The sequence below is a fragment of the Cysteiniphilum sp. 19S12-1 genome (assembly GCF_052030685.1).
Taxonomy (GTDB): Bacteria; Pseudomonadota; Gammaproteobacteria; order Francisellales; family Francisellaceae; genus Caedibacter.
In genome coordinates this window covers 24,870-46,932 of sequence record NZ_JBQAJM010000004.1, presented here as the reverse complement: position 1 = coordinate 46,932, position 22,063 = coordinate 24,870, and the positions used below count along the sequence as shown (strand labels likewise).

The following is a 22,063-nucleotide window of genomic DNA, read 5'->3' as shown; positions in this document are numbered from 1 at the left end:
TATAATGGAATTAGTTGCCGTAAATAAGGCAAGCAAAATAAGGATTGCCGTAAGCCTTTAAATTGCTACAATAGTTCTACGCATCACATGTGGAATTATTTTTATGTCTGAAACTATTATGTATCAAGAGGCGTTATCAGCGCCTTTTAAAGTTGCCGAGCAATTACAATATAATGCAAAGATTTGGCAAGAAGTGTGCGCTTATCTTAAAACTCATCAGCCGGCATTTGCAGCAACCGTTGCACGTGGCAGCTCGGATCATGCAGCAACTTATGCCAAGTATTTATTAGAAAGCAAAATGGGACTAATCACCGCATCGATTGCGCCGTCTATTTATACGATCTATCAAAGTCAAACAACTGTGACAAATAGCTTGTTTCTAGGTGTTTCGCAATCTGGTAAAAGTCCTGATTTAGTTCAATCATTCCTAAGCGTGAAAGATCAAGCAACCACTGTTGCCTTAGTTAATATCAAAGATTCACCGTTGGCGCATGCTGCGCGTTTTGTGGTTCCTCTTTTAGCAGGAGAAGAAAAGGCGGTTGCCGCAACTAAAAGCTATATTTGTGCGTTGACCGCGTTGGCACAATTTATCGCTATTTATACGGAAGATAAGGTGTTGCAAGAAGCGCTTAAGGCGTTGCCTGAATATTTGTCACTAGCGGCAAATCTTGATTGGCAAGTGGTGATTGACACGTTAAAAGATGAACAAGATGCCTATGTCATTGGACGCGGCTATGGCTATGCAATTGCTCAAGAAGCAGCTTTGAAACTTAAAGAAACGGCATGCTTACATTCCGAGCCATTTAGTTCGGCTGAAGTATTGCATGGTCCATTTGCTTTGATTAAAAAAACATTTCCAGCTTTGGTTTTTGCACAAAATGATGCATCCGCTAAAGGCACAATTGAATTAGCACAGAAAATGCATCAAATGGGTGCTAACGTGATGTTTGCAATGCCTGGATCACCACATGTTGATACGACGCATAATCTTAAGACAACCAAAAGCTTGCATCCATTATTGGATCCAATTTTATTGATTCAGAGCTTTTACACCATGGCAGCAAAGCTTGCTACGGCACGTGGTTTAAATCCAGATCAGCCAGAGAATCTCAATAAAGTGACACAGACGGTGTAAAGGATGCAAAGTTATCGAATAACGGGTGCTCAGATTGTCACTAAAGATGCTGTCCTAGAAGGTGAAATTGCCGTTGAGTGTGGCAAAATCATGGCCGTTGGTGAGGCACTCCCAGATTTTTCACATTTACCTGTAGTGGAATATAGCCAAAGTGATAGAGTGATTCCGGGATTTATCGATACACATATTCACGGCAGTTGTGGTTGTGATGTGATGGATGGTGAGATCGAATCCTTAAAAATGATTACATCATCTTTATACCGACAAGGTGTTACCTCGTTTTTGGCAACCACAATGACTCAAACTGAAACAGCAATTAGTAAGGCACTGAATAATGTTGCTGACTTTAATAAGGCGCATGCACATGGGCGGCACTTCGCCAATATCTTAGGTGTGCATCTAGAGGGTCCTTTTATTTCACCGGATAAAATCGGTGCGCAGAATCCTGAGTTTTTGCAGGAGTCTTCGATTGCTAAGCTTAAGAGCTGGCAGCAAAAGGCAAATAACCTTGTTAAAAAAATCACGCTTGCTCCGGAGATGTTAGGTGCTAATCATGTGATTGATTGGTGTGTCAATGAGCAAGTTATCGCTTCCATTGGGCACACCAATTGCACAGCAAAGCAAGCATTAACGGCAATTGATCGAGGCTGCTCACAAGCAACACATTTATTTAATGCAATGAGTGGAATCGATCATCGAAAACCAGGAGCTGCAACGGCTTTATTAATGTCAGAGGAGGTCGTTGCCGAGCTGATTGTTGATGGTGTGCATCTAGCACCTGAAATCGTTGATATGGTTTATCGCGTTAAAGGAGCTGATGGCATCCTTTTGGTTACTGATGCGATGTCAGCACAAGCCCATGGTGAGGGTGTATTTAACCTTGGTGGGCAGAAAGTGATTGTCAAAAATAATGAAGCACGGCTAGAAAATGGCGTATTAGCCGGTAGTGTGCTGACGATGAATAATGCATTAAAAAACATGCTCACCTATAGTGATTGCAGTTTGCCGGAAATTGTTAAAATGACGAGCTATAATGCGGCAAAGAGTCTTAATATGCATCATGATAAAGGTAATATCAAAAAAGGGGCTGATGCTGATTTGGTCGTTGTTGATAAACATTTTCAGATCAAGCAAGTATTTAAAGCATCATAATGAAAGTAGATGTTATTGTTATTGGGGCGGGTGCCTCAGGGCTTATGTGTGCCATTGAAGCGGCGAAAAGAGGGCGCAAAGCATTGGTTCTTGATCACGCTAATAAGGTCGGTAAAAAGATACTCATGTCAGGCGGCGGGCGCTGTAATTTTACGAATTATTATGTTGAGCCGACGCGCTTCTTATCACAAAATCCGCATTTTTGTAAGTCTGCCTTAACACGCTATACGCAGTGGGACTTTATTGCACTGGTTGACTCTTATCAGTTAAATTATCATGAGAAAACGTTAGGGCAGCTTTTCTGTGACGGAAAGTCACATGAGATCGTTGATATCCTGCTAAATGAATGCCGCAAATATCAGGTTGAAATTAAACTTAATACGACGGTTAATCAGGTTCGCCAATATGATCAAGATGCAATAATCAATTCTAGGTTTGATGTTAAAACAACAGCAGGTGATTATCATGCGCAATCTGTTGTTATTGCGACAGGGGGGCTCTCAATCCCAACAATGGGAGCCACAGGCTTTGGCTATGAGATCGCGCGCCAGTTTGGTCTTCAAGTGTTGCCAACCTCAGCAGCATTAGTGCCCTTTGTGCTTGGTGAGCATGATAAATTGAAATATGCCGAGCTCTCGGGTGTTTCTGTATTAGCTGAGGTAAGTTGTAACGAACAAAGCTTTCGTGAGAATTTACTGTTTACGCATCGTGGCTTAAGTGGACCTGTGATGCTACAGATCTCATCCTATTGGCAGTTGGGAGAATATTTGCACATCAACTTATTACCAGAAATAAACTCATTAAGTGAATTGCTTCATGTGCACAAAAAATCACAAGGTGGTACACTCTTAAAATCACTATTAGAAAATTACTTACCTAAAAGATTGTTGTTATTGTTTGTGGGTGAATCGTTACTTAATAAAAAGCTTGCTGATCTTTCTAATAGTGAGATTGAGCAGATGATGCAATGCTTACAATCATGGCAAATAAAACCGTGTGGTACGGAAGGCTATCGTACCGCTGAGGTCACCAAAGGTGGGGTGAGTTGTGATGAACTCTCTTCAAAAACAATGGAAACTCATAAAGTTAAAGGACTTTATTTTATTGGTGAAGTCGTTGATATCGCTGGATGGCTTGGTGGGTATAATTTTCAATGGGCATGGGCCTCAGGGTGGGCAGCGGGTCAATTTGTATAAAATTGATCTATAAGTAAGCAAGTTGGTTTAAATGCAATCATTACATAATCATTTCTTTACCTGATATATATTGTTACATATTTACAAGCTTTAAAAATGCCGCTATAGTCTGTCGTCTTGGGCGGCATGTGTTTGAAGAAAATAATGCTGTATTTTTAGACGTATATCTATGATAGTTGCCCATTAAAGGCGGTTTGTGGCACTGTGATATTTATACGGTAAACAAGTAATATAAATAATAGAATTTAAAGAGGGAAGAGGAATATGGGAGCAGAGTTCACACCAAAAAAATCAGGCGTATCACTATTAAGTGCTACCTTGTTAAGTGCCACGTGTATGGTTGGTTCAGGTTGGCTTTTTAGTGCACAATTAACTGCAAAAATCGCAGGTAACTGGGCATTTCTTGCATGGATTCTAGCCGCTGTTTTAGTCTTATTAGTTGGCTTATGTTTGGCAAAGGTTGTTGCTGTTTATCCAGTTCGTGGAGCAACAACACGATCAAGTGCGCTATCGCACAATGGTATCTTTGGTATGCCGTTTGCATTTGCTAACTGGTTTGGCATCATGGTGGTGATTGCCACTGAAGCACAAGCAACAACACAGTACTTGTCGGCAGCGATTGGATCTGATGCATTAATGCAGAATCACGTGCTCACTTATGGTGGTAAGTTTTTAGCTTTAGGCATTTTATTTGTCTACTTGATAGTGAACTTTTACGGCATCAAATTGTTAACACGAGTGAATAATGTCGTTACCGTGCTTAAGGTTTTCACCCCATTGTTTGCAATCGCTGTTTTTTTGATTGCCGCATTTGATCATTCAGGCTTAAGTAATAACTTTAATTTACCAACCAATAGTGATTATGGCTTTAGCAGTGCGGTGATGGCAATTATTGGTGCGGGATTAATTTATTCATTTAATGGTTTTCAGATCAGTGTTTCGTTCGCCAGTGAGATTAAAAATCCAAAGCGTAATGTGCCGTTGTCTATTATCTTGTCGATTGTTATTATTTTAATTGTCTATATGGGCTTACAGTATGCTTTTATGGCAGCGGTTCCCCATGAGCTTTTGGTTAAAAATGGTGGTTGGCAAGGAATGAATTTCTCATCACCATTATTGAATTTAGCAATGTTGTTAGGTTTGAATTTCTTAGCTATTTTGTTATTGGCTGATAGTGTGGTGAGTCCATCTGGCACGGGATACACCTATCTTGGCGCTTCATCACGTATGCTTTACGCAATGTCAGCAGAAGGACAAATGCCACGTTGGATTGCGAAGCTTGATCCGGTATACAACTTTTCAAAGCGCTCAATGATGATTAACTGGGTGTTAGCAGCGATTGTGTTATTTAATGCCGAGAGCTGGGCAGCGTTGATGGTTGTGGTAACTGGTTATCACGTTGTTGGATATATGGCGGCTCCCATTAGTATGGGGGCAATTGCGCCTAAAACACGTTGGTTAGGGTTAGTTGTCTTTGTTATTTTAGGACTTATCATGCTCACGATTCCAAGTCATGATTTACTATTGGTCAATGGCTCATTAACTATTTTGTTAATTATCTATGCTTTCGTACAGCACAAAGTTGGCGTGCAAAAACTATTATTGTTTATTCTGCCATTTATTGCTTACCTATGGTTGCTGTATATCGTGCCAAATATCTGGTTTGTTGCGGTCGTATCTGTCATTTTTTATATTTTAATTACAACTAAGTCTTATGTTGCTATGTGTAAAGAGCATGGTGATTTAAATCGAGTTATCGAAGATTAGTAGCGCTATGTAAGAAACCAAGAATAAGTTGCGTCAGCTAGTACCTCTCCCCTTGCGGGATTGCTGGTGCAGCTTAAGCTGCGCGGGTGAGGGGAGTAATTGAAGCTCAACTTATTTTTGAATTATTACTATACCGATTGTAATCATTTTGCGGCGTTTAATCCCTCTGCCATGTGGTTTATCCCTTTTGCAATACAAATGAGTACTTCATCTTCTTTAACAAAAGCAAGTGGCTCTTTGGTATATTGAATATCTCCTAAGATCAGTTGACAGCGACAGGTACCACAAACACCGTTACGACATTGAAAGTTAGCAGCAATGCCCTGTTGCTCAAGCCATTCGAGTATCGTTAATTCATTATTGTTAATCGTTATAATCTTATGATTAAGTTTGATCTGAATCATTGTTATAGTTCAAAGTCACTAAAGGCATTATCGGCAACGTTACTATCGATTTGTCCGACAAGGTACGAGCTAATCTCCGTTTCTTGGGGGGCGACTTGGACGTTATCAGAGTTAAGATAATGATTAATCCACGGTATTGGATTGCCTTTGGGGGAGGCAATATCATCGGTATTTAGTCCGACGGCTTGCATACGCTCTTTGGCTAAATAATCAATATATTGGCAAAGAATCTGTTCATTTAATCCCAAGATAGAGCCTTGTGAGAATAGATACTTTGCCCAAGCTTTTTCCTGCTCGATGGCTTCCTTAAAAATGGCTTGAGCTTGATCATGCAGACTATGTGCAATCTCGGTTAACTCCAGATCGCCATCTTTGCCCGAAAGAATGATGTTGATCATGTGTTGTGTGCTCGTTAAATGCACGGATTCATCGCGCGCAATCAGTTTCATAATTTTGCCACATCCTTCAAGCTTCTTCTGCTCAGAAAAGGCAAATGTGCAGGCAAAACTGACATAAAAGCGGATAGCCTCAAGAGCGTTAACAGCATGCAGAGCCAAGTAAAGTGCTTTTTTAATGCTGTGTTGACTTACTTCAATCGTTTGACCATCAATGTTATAGCTGCCAGTGCCTTGTGTTTGTAACAGTTGTGTTTGCAGAATTAGTTGATCGTAATAATGAGTAATGTTTTGTGCGCGCTTTCTGATCTCAGGGTTATCAACAATTCCATTAAATACAGGGCTTGGATCATCCATCAGTGAGCGCACCATATGTGTATAAGAGCGGCTATGAATGGTTTCAAAAAAGCTCCAGGTTTCAATCCATGTTTCAAGCTCAGGTAACGACACTAATGGCAAAAAGGCAATATTTGGACTACGTCCTTGTACTGAATCTAGCAAGGTTTGATACTGTAGGTTAGATAAGAAAATATGTTTCTCAATGGCGTTGAACTTTTGAAAGTCAACGCGATCGCGACTTAAATCAACCTCTTCAGGACGCCAGAAAAAAGACAGCTGTTTTTCAATTAAGCGTTCAAAAATCGGATGCTTTTGCTGATCAAAGCGTGAGACATTGACCGATGTACCAAAAAACATCGGTTCATGTAGTTGATTGTTTGAGGCTGTTTGAAAGGTCGAATAATGGTAAATCTGTGTCATATTAGTTTGTTATCCTTGTTAAGCATTATATTTTACAAGCGCCTGATTCACAGTCATCGATATCGGCTATTTCCACAGCATGATTAGTTGCTGCTTTGCTTTCCTTAGCGTGATCACGTGTATTGTGATAATAAAGTGTTTTTAAGCCATATTTGTAAGCGATTAATAAATCAGACATCAATGTATGCATTGGCACTTTATGATCATTAAATTTAAGTGGATCATAGTTGGTGTTGGCTGAAATTGATTGATCGATAAACTTCTGAATGATCGCACATAGTTGCAGATAACCAATATTATTCGGCATTTGCCATAATAGTTCATAGTGAGATTTTAAGCGTTGAATTTCAGGGACAACTTGCTTTAATACACCATCTTTACTTTGTTTGATCGAAACAAGCCCTCTTGGTGGCTCAATACCATTGGTGGCATTGGATATTTGCGACGAGGTTTCTGATGGCATGATTGCACTTAAGGTCGAGTTGCGTAAACCATGCTTTTGAATGCTTTGACGTAAGGCTTCCCAATCATATTGCAGTGAAAAGTCAGCAAATTCATCGATGCTTTTTTTGTAGTGATCAATCGGTAATAAGCCTTGGGCGTAGCTTGTTTCATTGAAGTATTTACAAGCACCTTTCTCTTGTGCCAACTGGTTAGACGCTTTAAGCAGATAATATTGAATAGCTTCAAAAGTTTGATGTGTTAATTTATTGGCACTGCCATCGCTGTATTTAACATGGTTTTTAGCCAAGTAATAGGCGAAGTTAATAACACCTACACCTAAACTACGACGCGCTTTTGCGGGAATCTCTGCTGATGTTAACGGATAGTTTTGATAATCCAATAGATGATCTAAAGCGCTAACAATTAAAGTCGATAAATACTCAAGTTCATTAAGCGAATCAAGTGCTCCTAAATTGAATGCGGATAAAGTGCACAGTGCAATTTCACCTTTGTCATCAAAAATATGTGCTAAAGGCTTGGTAGGGAGAGTGATCTCCATGCATAGATTAGATTGTTTAATTGGAGCAAGCTGTGCATTAAATGCTGAATGCGTATTACAATGATCAACGTTTTGAATATAAATACGTCCGGTTTGTGCGCGTTCCTGCATTAAAAGCGCGAAAAGCTCACTTGCTTTAAGTGTTTTTTTGCGGATTTTTGGCGTGTTTTCTGCAATGATATAAAGCTTCTCAAACTCATTTTGATCAGCAAAAAAAGCATCATATAAACCCGGTACATCACTTGGACTAAACAGTGTTATGTCTTTTTGCTCAATCAATCGTTGATACATCAAACGGTTGATCTGCACACCATAGTCTAAGTGGCGGATGCGGTTATCCTCGACACCACGGTTATTTTTAAGCACCAAGAGAGACTCAACCTCTAAGTGCCACATTGGGTAAAACAAAGTAGCCGCTCCACCACGCACACCCCCTTGTGAACATGATTTCACTGCGGTTTGGAAATATTTATAAAATGGGATGCAGCCAGTGTGTAGCGCTTCGCCTTGGCGAATCTCGCTACCTAATGCACGAATTTTGCCGGCATTAATGCCAATGCCAGCGCGTTGTGAGACATATTTGACAATCGCGGATGCGGAAGCATTGATTGAATCTAAACTATCATCAGTATCAATCAACACACATGAGCTAAATTGGCGTGTTGGTGTGCGTACCCCTGCCATAATTGGGGTGGGTAAAGACAACTTAAATTGACTAATCGCATCATAAAAATCAAGTACATATTGCATGCGTGTCTGCTTGTCATGTTGTGAAAATAAACAAGCACTGACAAGCATGTAAAGCATTTGTGGCGTCTCGTAGATCTTGCCAGTGACGCGATTTTGCACCAGATACTTGCCTTGCATTTGATTCACCGCAGCATAGGTGAAGTTCATATCACGCCAATGATCGATATGCGTATTCATTTGCTCAAATTCAGCCTTTGAGTAGTCATTAAGCAAATGCGCATCATATTTTTTTGCTTGGACGAGCATTTGCACATGATTGTATAAATGTGGTGGTTCAAATTCGCCATAAGCTAATTTGCGCAAGTGAAAAATCGCTAAGCGTGCTGCCATGTATTGATAATCAGGCGTCTCTTCAGAGATTAAATCAGCAGCGGTTTTGATAATAATCGCTTGAATATCAGCTGTTTTCATGCCCTCATACAACTGAATATGTGATTGCAACTCAACTTGGGAAACCGAGACATTCTCTAAGCCTTCAGCAGCCCATGTGATCACACGATGAATTTTATCCAGATTAACAGGTTCTAAACGTCCTGAGCGTTTGGTGACATTTACATTCATTTTTTATCCTCTATCCGCGATTAATTTAAACTAAGCAATCGGGAAGAAGGACATAAGTTAGCAAGAAATGTATCGCTATTGGTTTGTTGTTTATTAACCAATATCAAGTATCTCTACCATATGTGCGCTTTGTTCCACGAAAGCTTTTTTAACATATAAATTTATTAACCAATGGCAGATATTCGGGCTTATGGACGCGTCTACACTCCTACTAGATACCGCTTCCCAATTGTTTCAATCAGTGCATTTCAATGACTCCCAGAAAGTAAGAATCAATGTGTATCGTTCGTTTCCAATTACCGCTGCGGGCCAGCTCTGGAGTTACACCAGATTCCCTCTTGCGTTGTGTAAATTCACACAAACCATTAGTGATGTGTATACCGCCCATAAACCATTTTACAGCATTTCTGTCGTTGAATTTCTCGCGCCTTTGAGCGATTGAATTTTGCCAATAGTCCAAGCTATTACCTACAATTCAATCGCTCAAAGGCATCAAAAACTTCTTTGACACCGAACACCGCAAAATAATTTACGCGCGGTATAAGATCGGATTCTATCGTTTTTAGTGAGAAAAAGCGAAAGTTTTATTTGGTATTATTTGATGGCTATGACCATAAAATCATGAGTGTGCTAGCCTAAACGCATCATTGCAAGCACTTTAAAATAACATTTATAGGGTAAGCTTGCTATCAACTTGAGCATTCGCGTAAAGCGCTTTGGAAAATGTATTTCAAATCGACTTGTTCTTAGACCCTTTAAAATAGCGTTTGCTGCATCATTAGGTTCCATTAAGTTAGGCATTTTAAAGTTGTTTTTATCAGTTAACTTTGTTTTGACAAAGCCTGGGTTAATCAACTTGATATTAAAATTTTTATGCTCAGCTTTAAAGCTTTGAACTAAATTGATTACCGCGGCCTTTGTTGCAGCATAAGGCTGAGAATATGGCAGTCCCACATATCCAGCAACACTTGCGGTAACCGCTAACACACATGCTGGATTTTGCTTTAAATAGTCAAAAACACCCTCAATCAATACAAAAACAGATTTTAGATTAATAGTAATTGTCCTATCCACCAGTTCATTTGAGATATTTCCTATTTTGGCAGGCTCATAATACCCTGGGAAATATAGAATATAATCTGGTTTATGCTTGTTTAGCACTATTTGTATACTTTTATTAAAATTTAAATAATCTCCCACATCAAAAGCTTCGATATGAACTTCACTGCTAAGTTCGCGAGATAGCGTCTGAAGTTTGTCTTGATTTCTTGACGAGATGATTAGCTTTGTCTCTTGTTTATCAAGCAACCGAGTCACGGCCTTACCAATACCGTCACTGGCACCAATAATCCAAATCGTTTTATGGTGATACGGATTGGTTCTTTTCATCTTTGGGCAGTCCTTTTTTATGCATGAATAAAGTCAATGAGCCAACGGGTAAGCCAAATTTTTTGAAGTAGTTTTTATTGATCAAAACATCATTGTGCATTAGAAACATCCAATCATCAAATTTAAGTCGGTAGGTGCTATTGCCAACTTTGACATCCATCGTATATTGCCAGTTCATTGCATTACCTTGAACATGGATTTTAGCAATACCAATCACATCCTTTGTTTGTCCTTCATAATAATGGTCATTGATTTTCTTAATGGTCCAAATACGATGGTCTTTACTGCCATCATAATAGATCATATGTTCATCTAGCGTACATACACCATCTTTCCAACTGGCATCAGCAATAAAATCAAATTTCTTGACCACATTACCTTTCCAGTCCTCAATAATACCAGAACCCTCTATTCTCCCGTCAAGATAGGTCTGTAAATCAAGCTTGGGATTCTCATTTTTATAATACTCAATGCCGCTAGAGCAGCCTGATAATAAACTTATTGCCATAAAATACACTCCTAGTATGATTAGTTGTAATAATCGACATAACGCATTCACTTAACATCTCCTTCTTGTCGTCGGGCTTGCCAGATAAACAAACTGATTAATGCTGCCGCTTTGATTAAACAGGGCAGTAAACAGTACAACACCTTGATCAAAATAACGTTTGATAAATCAACCGTATTGACAGTTATCTGAACATCAAGCCACGGCAAAGTCACAATCGTTGCCAAGGCGAAACTAAATTTACCAATAAATGATAACAATGCATAATAACCATTGCCTAACGGATTTCTTTCTTTGGTATCGATCCATTGTGCTAGTAATAGATTGGGCAGAATGAGCTCAGCAGAAAAACATAACCCCGAAGTCAAGCTGATGATTGAGAATGCTAATATATCCCCTTGGTTTAGAAAAAAGGCACACATAAAAATAATGATGGCAATGATGATGGCATATATCCAAATACGCACTTCACCATAACGCAATGCCATTTTTCTCACAAAAGGAATAGCAATAATCGTGCCAAGAAAATATAAAAAAAGATAAAGCCCTGTATATTGTGGCATCTGCAAAACATAGCGACTATAAAAGGCGAGCATCACCGCAGGGATGGCAGATCCAAGAGCACTGATACTATAACTTAAGAATAAAAATTTTCCCTGTTGATTCATCTGCGCAAAATAGTACTTATAACCGTAACTCTTTTCAGATTTATCTTTTTTTATCGCATTATCTTGCTTATGGACAGCACGATACCATTGTAAGAACTTAATATTGGTAAAAATAATGATGACACTAAAAATCAAGCTATAAACAAAATAACTTGTTTGCACTGGTAATATAGTCATCAAAATAAAAGGCAAAATTGATGCCACTAACACACCTAGAATATTGAATAGCTCACGCAGACTAATAATATCTGCTTTTTCTTTTTGTCCTTTTTTCCAAAGTGCTCCTTCGGTATTGATAAATATCGTTAAATAGCTGTAGGCTAATGTTGACAGCAAAACACCAATTAACAGGTTGATCAATCGACTGCCTATCATAGGGTTGCATAACATATAAAACCCTAGAATAAAAAGAGCAACAATCACCATAAAGCTTTTCTTTTGCCACCGAGGAAAACGATCACAATACCAACCAATAAAGGGATCAATCAGCGCATCTAAAACACGTAATGCAAAAAGAGTAATACTTAACACAGTTAATGATAGATTAAAATAATTATGGTAATAATCAGGCAAGAAGATATAAATAGGAATACCGGCAAAAGCCACAGGAAAAACCATCAAGCTGTATTTAATATTAAGTGACTTCTGCATTTTCATAGTCATTCTAGCCCTCGCAATTGGCGTGATAATTCGAGGTTTTCTGATTGATCACTCAACCAGATAGCAAAAAATGACCTTGAGAAAGCTAACGAATCAATCTGACCTAAATATTTGCCTTGTCCTGTAAAAAACAAAGTCCTTTGTTTGCCATCAAAATAACCGATCAGACTCTGGTTTTCCTTGATATCTGGGAAGATATTTTGTAGCTGCTTTTGCCACTTTTTAAGATCATCATTGTTGTTTTTTGGTGTTTGCGATGCCATCTGATCCATCGTTTCTTCAATAATTGACTGAGCTGAAAAATCTCTTAAATAGGTAAGTTTAAGAAAAAAAGAACTTCGCCAACTAAAATCTTTGGTTGGTGCATAAAGGGCTGCATAATAAACATCCCAGAACCAATAAGTATAAAGAATCTGGCCGACTAATTGCGGATTTTGTTTTTCCACCTTGGAAAAAGAAGTAGTATTGGCATAAAGATGACCACAACAGAATATAAAAAGGCTTAATGCAAATAACAAAAATTGCCGATATAACTTAAGCATGTGCTATCTCAATTTGCACAACATCAGTGCGCTGACTGGTAAATGTTGCAATACACGATGCCAAGTAAAATTGCCACATCCGTTGAAAGCTCTCATCAAAGCCCATTGACGATAGCTCTTTATTCTTTTCATTGAATCGCTTAAGCCAATGCGAAATTGTCTTAGCATAATCTAGACCAAAAAATTTCTCACCAATGATTTTTAAGCCAGCTTTTTGTAGTTCGTTTTTAATAATCTGCATACTTGGTAGCATTCCTCCTGGAAAAATATAGGTCCTAATCATATCAGCACCTTTATCATAGTCTTTAAATAGATCATCAGCAATTAATATACTTTGTAACATGATTCGACCATTAGGTTTCAAGAGTGATTTCAATTTACTAAAATAAGTTGGCCAATAGGCTTTGCCTACCGCTTCTATCATTTCAATTGACACGATAATGTCATATTGTCCTTGTTGAATACGATAATCCTCCAATGCAATCAATGATTTATCATTTAATCTGTCTTGCGCATAATGCTGCTGCTCTTTCGATAAAGTAATGCCTTTGTAGTCATAGACACCGGTATTGAGTGCTTGTTCTGCAAAACCACCCCAACCACAGCCAATTTCTAATAGACTACCTTTTTGGGGTATTTTATCCAAGATATGCTGATATTTATTGTGCTGTGCCTCTACCAATGTCTGTGTTTGTTGATTAAAAATAGCTGATGAATAAGTCATTGATTCATCTAACCATAGTTGATAAAAATCATTACCCAAATCATAGTGTGCATGAATATTTTTCTTGCTTTGCTTTACAGTATTTCGTTTAGTCAAGTAGAGTAAGATAGATAGCTTGCGATAGAGAAAGCTTCCCTTAATATATCCATCAAGAATATTATCGTTATCAAGTGCAAAAATAAGCAAATCTTGCAAATTGGATGTTGACCAGTAAGCATCTCGGTAATCCTCGGCAAACCCGATATCGCCTTTGCGCGTTAAATTAGCGAGCACTCGCCAATCTTTTATCGCAATATCAGCTACTGTACCTGATATTGAGCCTTTGAAATGATGTGTTTCACCCTCTGGTAGCGTAATCGATAAGCTGCCTTTTTCAATATGTTGCAGTGATTGAATGAGTTTATTCCTTAAAATACGTTCAAACATTTATAACCTCACGAATATTTGTTTTTATTTTCTACTTGAGCTAAGGTAACCTTTTTTTCATAAGGTTTTGGCACTTGACGATAACCCACTTTTTTCGTCCATAATTTCAACGCCTGATAATGAATTAAAAGCATGACTTTTACTGTTAGAAAAGGCACTTTAACCATTGATTGTATAATTGTTGATGATTGCAAGCTTTTCGTTTCTCCTGTAACAGATGTTAAAAGTTGCAACACGTTTTCCTGATAATAGTAGATGTATATACGAATCTTGCCACAGTCAGTGACTTGAAAATTAAAGCGATAACTGCCAGTCCGATCATAAAATGGCGATACATGAAACATCTTTTTGGCATGAAACCATGTGTTAGCGTCTATGTGATCTAAATCATTAGCAATACATACATAGCAGTGTGATTGTTTGAATGTATTATTAACCTCGGCAATAACACCAATTAATTGACCCTGGTAAAATCCAAACCAAAAGCTCACTGGGTTAAATAAATAGCCATAAACACGTGGCATCGTCATTAAGTATAAACGATCAATCATGACATCATATTGAGCAAAAATATCCTTTGCCCATTGCTTGGATGAACTGCTATCACGATAACCATGATCTTTATCATAAAAACTTAAAAGATTAGGTTTGTTGACTGAGAAAAGGTTACTTGCACAATTGGGATCATCCATATCTAAGACCACATAATAAGCACGATAGCTAAACTTATTCACTTTGGGCTTAAAGCGTTTATGATGCACTTTGGCATTAAGCAACCCCGTTTTCATTAGTGCCATGGCGTATTAACTCCAAGCATTTTTGCCACTTCAACTGCGCTGAACATCCCATCTTCATGAAAGCCATATCTTAAATATGCTCCACAATAATACGTATTATTTTGCCCTTGAATAGCCATGAGTTTCTCTTGCGCGATAATAGCTGAACGATCAAACACCGGATGGCGAAAGACATGTTGGTCAACAATGGTATCCGCTTGAGGGAATATTGCTGGATTAATTGTCACAAAATAATCCTTTTCTGAGGTGAGTGACTGCAAATTATTCATCCAATAACTTAATGAGATAGATTGATCTGAATCAGATAAATAAACCCAGCTGGACCACGCTTTTTTTCTTTTTGGCATCAAGGTTTGATCACTATGCAAAACCATCTGATTATCTTGGTAGTTGATCGCGCCTAGATATTCACGCTCTTGTGTTGTAGGACTTTCTAACAGCTTAAGTACTTCATCCGAATGCGTGGCAAAAATCACTTTATCAAAGGCTTGCGTACTCTCGTGCTCATCTGTAATAACAACCTGATCTTGAGATCGTTTGACATAATTAGCGCCTGGTCTAAAGGTAACGTTGGCTGCATTAAGTTTATCAATGATTTTAGCAGTATATACTTTACTGCCGCCATCAACTGTATACCATTGAACAGGTGCATTGATATTTAACAATCCATGATTGTTAAAGAACCTTAAGAAGGTTATTGCCGGAAATTCATGCACTTGTCTTGAAGGAGTACTCCAAATCGATGCCCCCATTGGCAAGAGGTAGTAGTGACGAAAATACTCACCAACATGAATTGATTGTAGAAAATCAGCTAATGTGAGGTCATGATTTAAGTGACCATTTGCTAAAAATTTTTTAGCTGTCTTATTAAACTTAACAATATCTCGCAGCATCATCAAAAACTTAGGATTAAACAGTTGTCTTTTCTGAGCAAACAAACTCGAAAAGCGTTCACTACCATATTCAATCGCTCCATTATTAATAGATACTCCAAACGACATGCTACTTTTTTTGACCGGCACACCCAGCAATTCAAACAATGCAGTCAAATGTGGATAGGTCTGGTAATTAAAAACAATAAATCCAGTATCAATTGGTAAATGTGCTTTTGTAAGAACAGTTCGTGCATGTCCTCCGTAGTATCCATTTTTTTCATAAAGTGTAATATCAAAGTGATCTTTTAATAAAAAAGAAGCTGATAAGCCTGATATTCCACTACCAATAATTGCAATTTTTTCGATTTGCTTGTCCATTATTTTAAATAACCACCTTCTTTTAAAGTTTTAGTAGACCTCATCTATTGCAAAAACTCGTTTAAATCCTTCAAAAATCTCAATATAGCTAGATGGCAGTAGATCAATATCACCTGAATAGTTATCTTTTTTATACAGGCTAAGCGCTATATTGTTAACATTGGCTGATAATTTAGCCTCAAGTTGATTTAGATAAAAATCATCATGTCTCATATAGATTATTTTTATTGCTTCTTTTGGAAGCTCTAAGATCGAATCTGAAGACGATACGCCTGAACAGAAAAATATTTCATAACCATGTGCTGATAGAATATTAGCAATCATCAACCCATGCAAAACAAGTGGTTTAATCATAGCAGTACGATAACCAATGATATAAACCTTTTGTCTTTTGGTTTTCGTTTTTTCAATGATATTTCGATATAATCGAAGTATGATCATATCAATAATTTTCTCTTTGATCACTTCAGCATAATCAATATGTATAAAACTATCTTTATTAAGAGATTGCATCATTGCGGGGTGAATGATTTGTGCATATGACTCTGGTGAGTAGAGCGACATTAAGTCTTCAATTTCTTTAATGGATGCATCAATCCTATACTCTTTGATAAGCTTATTAAGCTTATCAAAGGATACCATGTGATGACTTTTTTTGTCTCTAACAACAATATGGCCATCATGTTCATTCAAAAGAGCAGGAACTTCTCTAATAGCATAGCCGTAGTTTAATAGTGTGATCGTCTTCTGGATGGTTTTAATATCCTCATCTGAGTATAAACGATGCCCTTTTTCAGTACGTTGTGGTGTAATAAGGTTATATCGTTTCTCCCACGCACGCAGCGTAATTGGCTTAACACCAGTTTTCTCTGATATATACCTAATTGGATAGAGTGATTCTGTCATTGCGTTGCCCCAGTAATTATTTTATCTATACATGAGTTGATAGAGTTATCGTTAAATCTAACATTATTCCCAAGCAAACAACTTGATATAGCAATGATAGGTTTCATTGAGGTACTACTTTTTCTTGTCATACTATACATGTTAGTCAAACAAAGATTATTTGTATAGCTTTAATTGTTAAATTCAAAATGATAGAATAATATATCTATACAAAATAGCTAAAACTTGGAGAGATTGACATGTCTTGGATGGAAATATTATCTCGTGTTCAATTTGCCTTTACCGTTAGTTTCCATATACTTTTCCCCGCATTTAGTATTGGTCTGTCAACTTTTCTCATGATATTTGAAGCAACATGGTTGATAACAAAAAAAGATAAATATTTAGCGCTTGTTAAATTTTGGACTAAAATATTTGCTTTGACTTTCGGTATGGGTGTTGTCTCGGGCATTGTTATGGAGTTTCAGTTTGGCACCAACTGGTCAGGCTTTGCAGAAAAAGTCGGTCCTGTTCTGGGTGCACTTTTTACCTATGAAGTGCTTACCGCATTTTTTATAGAGGCAGGTGCGTTAGGTATCATGATATTTGGCTGGGGAAGAGTTAATAAATATCTCCATTTTCTGTCGAATGTCGTTATATTTTTGGGTGTGACATTATCAGCTTTTTGGATTTTATCGGCCAACTCGTGGATGCAAACCCCAAGTGGTGTCAGTTATCTTGATGGTATATTTATCATTCACAGTTGGTATGAGGTCATTTTCAATCCATCAGTTATCCCACGCTATATTCATATGCTGATGGCAGCATATCTTAGTACCGCTTTTGTTATACTTGGTGTTGGCGCATATTATATGATTAAGGGAATTAATAAGCAGTTCTCACAGATATGTATTAAATTTTCGCTGATTAGTATTCTGCTTTTAAGTATAGGACAAGTGTTTGTTGGTGATGATGTTGGCCTTGAAGTACACAAACATCAACCACTTAAGACGGCAGCAATTGAAGGTGTATGGGATACACAAAAAGGCGCCCCTTTAGTGCTGTTTGCCTATCCTGACGCGAATCAAGAAAAAAACTTGTTTGCCATTGAAATACCTAAACTGGCTTCTTTGATTAATACCCATAAGCTTGATGGTCAGTTGATTGGCTTGAAAACCGTTAAAAAAGAAGACAGACCATTGGTTGCTCCTGTATTTTATAGCTTTCGGATAATGGTTGGGATTGGTTTATTAATGGTGTTAATAGGCATCATCGATTCTATCTTAGTAGCCAAAGGTAGCATTTTAAAAGCAACGCGATTTTTAAAAGTATGCGTTCTATGCTCACCCATTGGTTTTATTGCAATCATAGCAGGTTGGTTTACTGCCGAATTTGGTCGTCAGCCCTGGGTAGTATACGGTATGTTAAGAACTGAATATGCGGTCAGTGATCTAAGCTTTATTCAAGTTGCTATATCATTGTCACTGATTATTATTGTTTACTTTGTTATATTTGGCTTCTTTTATTTTCGCTACTTCAGTCGAATTATTAAGCAAGGTCCATCAGAACCTGGAACAGAAAGAATGCCATACGCCTACTTTCAATCCGTTGAAGAAAACATATCCAAAAAAGGAGATTAATGATGGACTATCTTGGTTTAAGTTGGCTTTTGATTATTGGCTTCGGTCTTTTAATGTACGTCATACTTGATGGTTTTACACTAGGGATTGGTGTATTACTACCGATGTTTAATAGCGATGAGAAGGACATTGCCATCAGCATATTACTACCAACATGGGATGGCAATCAAACTTGGCTGGTATTTTCTTTAGCGGCATTTTACGGTATGTTTCCTATCGCATTTGCTTTTTTGTTTCCCAAAATATATCTTCCCGCAATTTTATTGGCACTGATGCTTTTGTTTAGAGGCATATGCTTTGAATTTCGATTAAAATCAAAAAAAGGCATTAAAAATTGGGATCGTTTGTTTTTTGTGTCGTCACTGATTATTGCCTTTATCCACGGCTATTTGGTCGGTCAACTTGTCGTTGGTTATTCAGAAGCCCACTATTTAGATGGTGTTGCATTCAAATTAACAACAGGCATTACCTTAACTATTGGTTACATGCTACTAGGCGCTTGCCGCTTAATTTTAAAGACAGAAAGTAATTTACTCATTAAAGCACAAAAATCTGCCACCATATTGGCGTTGTTACTAATGGTAATGATGCTTATCGTTGGTATAGAAACAATAGTTCATCACAAAATAAACCTACTATCTGGTAAGATAATTCTTTTGGTATTGATGCTCTCTTTAACTTTAGTTACATTCATTATATTATTTTTTAGCATTAGAACAGCTAAACATTATTTCCCCTACTTACTCAGTGTTATTATATTTGCACTGACTTATGTCAGTATGCTCATATACATCTTTCCTTATATCGTGCCTTATGAGTTAACTTATACACAAGCAAAAGCATCAGACACTACTTTATCATTTACCCTAATACCAGCGGCTTTCATGATTCCTTTACTCTTGATTTATACCAGCTATGCTTATTACATCTTTAGAGGAAAAACGAGTGAAAAGCTTAAGTATTAAATTGACGTAATCATACAAAGGAGTGCGCTGTGAATAAATTACAAATAAAGTCACTTATTAAAAAAGAGAAGGTTGAGGTTAACATACTTCCTAGAAGGTCACATTATTTGGTTATGTTTAAGAGTAAATCTGGTAAAAAGCATCTTCATACTGCCTTTTTCAGTAAGAAGCCTGTTCTATTTACAAACCTTGATCAAGTAAATACTTTTCTAAAAAAGCTTAATATTAACTGCTATCAGCTGGCTCAGAATTGTCCACATACTGAAATGATTTCCAGCGGTGATCACATGGGCTTGAATGCAACAAGAAATGCTATAGAGTATATACAAGTCAGAATATAAACCATCTAACTCAGATTCTAGCTATAAAAGTCATTGAGAAGGGATTGAAAGATGCATGAATTTAAGAATATTGTTATATTTGGTGCAACAGGCGCAATTGGGTCATCATTAATCCATTTGCTCAAAGCACACTACCGTCAAGCAACTATTCATGCTGTATCCCGTAACTTCAAAGATAAATTAACAGGTATTATTTATCATCAAATCAATTATAGTGATGAATTAATGATTCAATCATTAGCTGTTGAGCTCTCACAGGTCACTCCTATTGATCTTGTGATAATAGCTACAGGTATGTTGCATGATAGTGATATCATGCCTGAGAAATCAATCAAAGAAATATCAGCCGATAAATTCCTTAAGTTATATCAGGTTAATACTGTTTTACCCTCACTCATTTTTAAACACTTTACACCCAAATTAAATTCTACCCAAACATCAGTTATTGCAGCTTTATCTGCACGCGTTGGCAGTGTTTCAGATAATAGGTTGGGGGGATGGTATAGCTATCGCGCTTCTAAAGCCGCATTAAATATGGTTATCAAAAATGTAGCAATTGAAACGTCAAGATATAACAAAAAAGCTATCGTCGTTGGACTGCATCCAGGCACTGTTGACAGCGCTTTGTCCTATCCTTTTCAAAGAAGTGTTCATAAGAACAAAATCTTCACACCTAGGCAATCTGCGCAATATTTATTAAATCAAATCAATAAGCTGACAATGAACAACACAGGCAAAATACTTGCTTGGGACGGTCAAGAGATAGCGCCTTAATTATTGTTTTAGGTGAATTATTTTATACTTGCCCTTAAAACATAGATGATAAGTAATGACGAATAGAGTAATACCAAGTATGGTTGAGAGCATAAATATTAAAATATTAACTTGTACCACTTTATGAATAATTCCTTTGTTGATAAGCCAATGCATTAAATTATTTTTATCCATAATAAAGCCACTAAATAATTGGCCGCACTCAGTAATTCCAGTGATAATCATATTTGTTAAAGCAATTCCTAAGGCAGTAAACTCAGGTTTACAAAATTTATTAAATAATTGCCAGACTAGAACTTGAGCAGCTGAAAAACATCCTAATAAAAAGACTAAAATACTAATATTAACCCCAAATAAATCTACATTCATTGTTAACGAGAATATTATTACTACAGAGATAACAGAAGAAAAAATAATAACCTTTGCCATACCAAATAACTTTGCTAGTAAAATCATTATTGGTGAGAAAACGACCCAACCCATTAGTAGAAATGATATTTCTTTGACTGCCTGATATTGATTAAAACCATAAATATCAGAGAAAAATAATACACCAAATTGTGCTGATAATATTACAGTTGGAATATATATTAATCCACCCCACGCTGAATTTAACCAAAGCAGTTTATTCTTTATTAACGACAAATAAGTATCTATGCCATAGCCATTGAAAAATTTAATACTCTTACGTTTTTTTTGTGATAGTATCAGAAATGATATCAAAGCTAGCGGCAAAGAAACTACACCTGAGATGAAGAAAATAATTTTCCAGTCGATACCCGTATCTGATAAGAAGACACTTATTTGTTGAGAGGATATTCCTGCTAGTGTACCAAATGATATTGCTATACTAGCAAGCAATGAAAAATAGGTACTGCTAAAATATTCTCTTGAAATCTTCAAAACGCCTATAAATGCAAATGCAGACCCAAAACCAATTAATAACCTCCCTATAACCGCAATGCTATATACTGGTGATAAGAAAATAATATTTCCAAGACCGCATATTAAAATGGCAAACGAGAAAACATATTTACTTTCAAATCGATCTAAAATAATCCCACAAGGAATCTGCATCAATAGATAAGTCAAACTATAGCTTGACACAAGAAAAGAGTAGTCAAATTTTGAAGATAGATGGAAATATTCCACTATTTGTTTTTCATAAGCACCATTAATTAATCTTAGAAAAAATTCATACCCATAGAATAATAGGCCAATAAGGAAAACCATTGTTAAAGCCATATTTTCTTTAAAATTCATATTACTTACCATACAGTTGATTTTGATTAAACATTTTTGCGCTCATAAATACGCACTCTGTTTATTTTACTTTCATCAATATATCTAAAAGGTATTTTAAAAGATA

Annotated in this window: 20 protein-coding genes and 1 riboswitch; of the genes, 8 read left to right on the top strand and 12 right to left on the bottom strand. The window is 37.0% G+C overall.

What is annotated here, in order from left to right; genetic code table 11:
* The first annotated feature begins 103 nt into the window (after window positions 1–103).
* The 4 genes from ACTS4L_RS02095 to ACTS4L_RS02080 all read left to right on the top strand — a co-directional run bounded on the left by ACTS4L_RS02095 (window position 104) and on the right by ACTS4L_RS02080 (window position 5,250).
* A complete protein-coding gene (locus ACTS4L_RS02095) occupies window positions 104–1,135 on the top strand; it encodes an SIS domain-containing protein (protein WP_440615445.1) in 1,032 nt (343 codons plus the stop codon).
* Between the two features lie 3 nt (window positions 1,136–1,138).
* Window positions 1,139–2,287, top strand: a complete 1,149-nt coding sequence (gene nagA / locus ACTS4L_RS02090) for an N-acetylglucosamine-6-phosphate deacetylase (RefSeq protein WP_440615446.1) — start codon at window positions 1,139–1,141, stop codon at window positions 2,285–2,287.
* Window positions 2,287–3,483, top strand: coding sequence for an NAD(P)/FAD-dependent oxidoreductase (locus ACTS4L_RS02085; protein WP_440615447.1), 1,197 nt, complete (start codon window positions 2,287–2,289; stop codon window positions 3,481–3,483). The genes nagA and ACTS4L_RS02085 overlap by 1 nt, the downstream gene beginning before the upstream one ends.
* A 264-nt stretch (window positions 3,484–3,747) precedes the next feature.
* A complete protein-coding gene (locus ACTS4L_RS02080; protein ID WP_440615448.1) occupies window positions 3,748–5,250 on the top strand; it encodes an APC family permease in 1,503 nt (500 codons plus the stop codon).
* A gap of 143 nt (window positions 5,251–5,393) precedes the next feature.
* Here ACTS4L_RS02080 and yfaE read toward each other — a convergent pair whose 3' ends face one another.
* From yfaE to ACTS4L_RS02025, 11 genes are all read right to left on the bottom strand, one after another.
* Window positions 5,394–5,654, bottom strand: coding sequence for a class I ribonucleotide reductase maintenance protein YfaE (gene yfaE / locus ACTS4L_RS02075; protein ID WP_440615449.1), 261 nt, complete (start codon window positions 5,652–5,654; stop codon window positions 5,394–5,396).
* A 2-nt stretch (window positions 5,655–5,656) separates the two neighbouring features.
* Entirely contained in the window at window positions 5,657–6,808 is a 1,152-nt protein-coding gene (nrdB, locus tag ACTS4L_RS02070; RefSeq protein WP_440615450.1) for a class Ia ribonucleoside-diphosphate reductase subunit beta, read from the bottom strand.
* A gap of 25 nt (window positions 6,809–6,833) precedes the next feature.
* Entirely contained in the window at window positions 6,834–9,122 is a 2,289-nt protein-coding gene (gene nrdA / locus ACTS4L_RS02065) for a class 1a ribonucleoside-diphosphate reductase subunit alpha (protein WP_440615451.1), read from the bottom strand.
* 156 nt (window positions 9,123–9,278) lie between these two features.
* Window positions 9,279–9,504, bottom strand: a riboswitch (cobalamin riboswitch).
* A 248-nt stretch (window positions 9,505–9,752) separates the two neighbouring features.
* Window positions 9,753–10,511 (bottom strand): SDR family NAD(P)-dependent oxidoreductase, encoded by a 759-nt coding sequence (locus ACTS4L_RS02060; RefSeq protein ID WP_440615452.1) that lies wholly within the window; start codon window positions 10,509–10,511, stop codon window positions 9,753–9,755.
* Window positions 10,483–11,019, bottom strand: a complete 537-nt coding sequence (locus ACTS4L_RS02055) for a DUF3833 domain-containing protein (RefSeq protein ID WP_440615453.1) — start codon at window positions 11,017–11,019, stop codon at window positions 10,483–10,485. Before ACTS4L_RS02055 ends, ACTS4L_RS02060 begins: the two co-directional genes overlap by 29 nt.
* Before the next feature lie 47 nt (window positions 11,020–11,066).
* Window positions 11,067–12,350: an MFS transporter gene (locus ACTS4L_RS02050; RefSeq protein ID WP_440615454.1), complete on the bottom strand. Its 1,284-nt coding sequence runs from the start codon at window positions 12,348–12,350 to the stop codon at window positions 11,067–11,069.
* Complete coding sequence (locus tag ACTS4L_RS02045; RefSeq protein ID WP_440615455.1) at window positions 12,347–12,889, bottom strand: chalcone isomerase family protein; 543 nt, start codon at window positions 12,887–12,889, stop codon at window positions 12,347–12,349. Before ACTS4L_RS02045 ends, ACTS4L_RS02050 begins: the two co-directional genes overlap by 4 nt.
* Window positions 12,882–14,039 (bottom strand): class I SAM-dependent methyltransferase, encoded by a 1,158-nt coding sequence (locus tag ACTS4L_RS02040; protein WP_440615456.1) that lies wholly within the window; start codon window positions 14,037–14,039, stop codon window positions 12,882–12,884. The genes ACTS4L_RS02045 and ACTS4L_RS02040 overlap by 8 nt, the downstream gene beginning before the upstream one ends.
* An 8-nt stretch (window positions 14,040–14,047) precedes the next feature.
* The gene (locus ACTS4L_RS02035; RefSeq protein ID WP_440615457.1) at window positions 14,048–14,836 is read right to left on the bottom strand and encodes a DUF1365 domain-containing protein; all 789 of its coding nucleotides are present in this window, start codon (window positions 14,834–14,836) and stop codon (window positions 14,048–14,050) included.
* Window positions 14,827–16,089: an NAD(P)/FAD-dependent oxidoreductase gene (locus tag ACTS4L_RS02030; protein ID WP_440615458.1), complete on the bottom strand. Its 1,263-nt coding sequence runs from the start codon at window positions 16,087–16,089 to the stop codon at window positions 14,827–14,829. The genes ACTS4L_RS02035 and ACTS4L_RS02030 overlap by 10 nt, the downstream gene beginning before the upstream one ends.
* A gap of 30 nt (window positions 16,090–16,119) precedes the next feature.
* Window positions 16,120–16,995 (bottom strand): MerR family transcriptional regulator, encoded by an 876-nt coding sequence (locus ACTS4L_RS02025; protein WP_440615459.1) that lies wholly within the window; start codon window positions 16,993–16,995, stop codon window positions 16,120–16,122.
* Window positions 16,996–17,234: 239 nt separating this feature from the next.
* Here ACTS4L_RS02025 and ACTS4L_RS02020 point away from each other — a divergent pair, with 239 nt between their 5' ends.
* The 4 genes from ACTS4L_RS02020 to ACTS4L_RS02005 are packed head-to-tail and all read left to right on the top strand — an operon-like array spanning window position 17,235 to window position 20,694.
* On the top strand, window positions 17,235–18,614 hold the full coding sequence (locus tag ACTS4L_RS02020; RefSeq protein WP_440615460.1) for a cytochrome ubiquinol oxidase subunit I: 1,380 nt from the start codon (window positions 17,235–17,237) through the stop codon (window positions 18,612–18,614).
* A gap of 2 nt (window positions 18,615–18,616) precedes the next feature.
* A complete protein-coding gene (locus ACTS4L_RS02015; RefSeq protein WP_440651659.1) occupies window positions 18,617–19,579 on the top strand; it encodes a cytochrome d ubiquinol oxidase subunit II in 963 nt (320 codons plus the stop codon).
* A 29-nt stretch (window positions 19,580–19,608) separates the two neighbouring features.
* Window positions 19,609–19,920, top strand: a complete 312-nt coding sequence (locus tag ACTS4L_RS02010) for a hypothetical protein (RefSeq protein ID WP_440615462.1) — start codon at window positions 19,609–19,611, stop codon at window positions 19,918–19,920.
* A 51-nt stretch (window positions 19,921–19,971) separates the two neighbouring features.
* The gene (locus ACTS4L_RS02005) at window positions 19,972–20,694 is read left to right on the top strand and encodes an SDR family NAD(P)-dependent oxidoreductase (RefSeq protein WP_440615463.1); all 723 of its coding nucleotides are present in this window, start codon (window positions 19,972–19,974) and stop codon (window positions 20,692–20,694) included.
* Here ACTS4L_RS02005 and ACTS4L_RS02000 read toward each other — a convergent pair whose 3' ends face one another.
* On the bottom strand, window positions 20,695–21,957 hold the full coding sequence (locus ACTS4L_RS02000; RefSeq protein ID WP_440615464.1) for an MFS transporter: 1,263 nt from the start codon (window positions 21,955–21,957) through the stop codon (window positions 20,695–20,697).
* Window positions 21,958–22,063 lie beyond the last annotated feature (106 nt).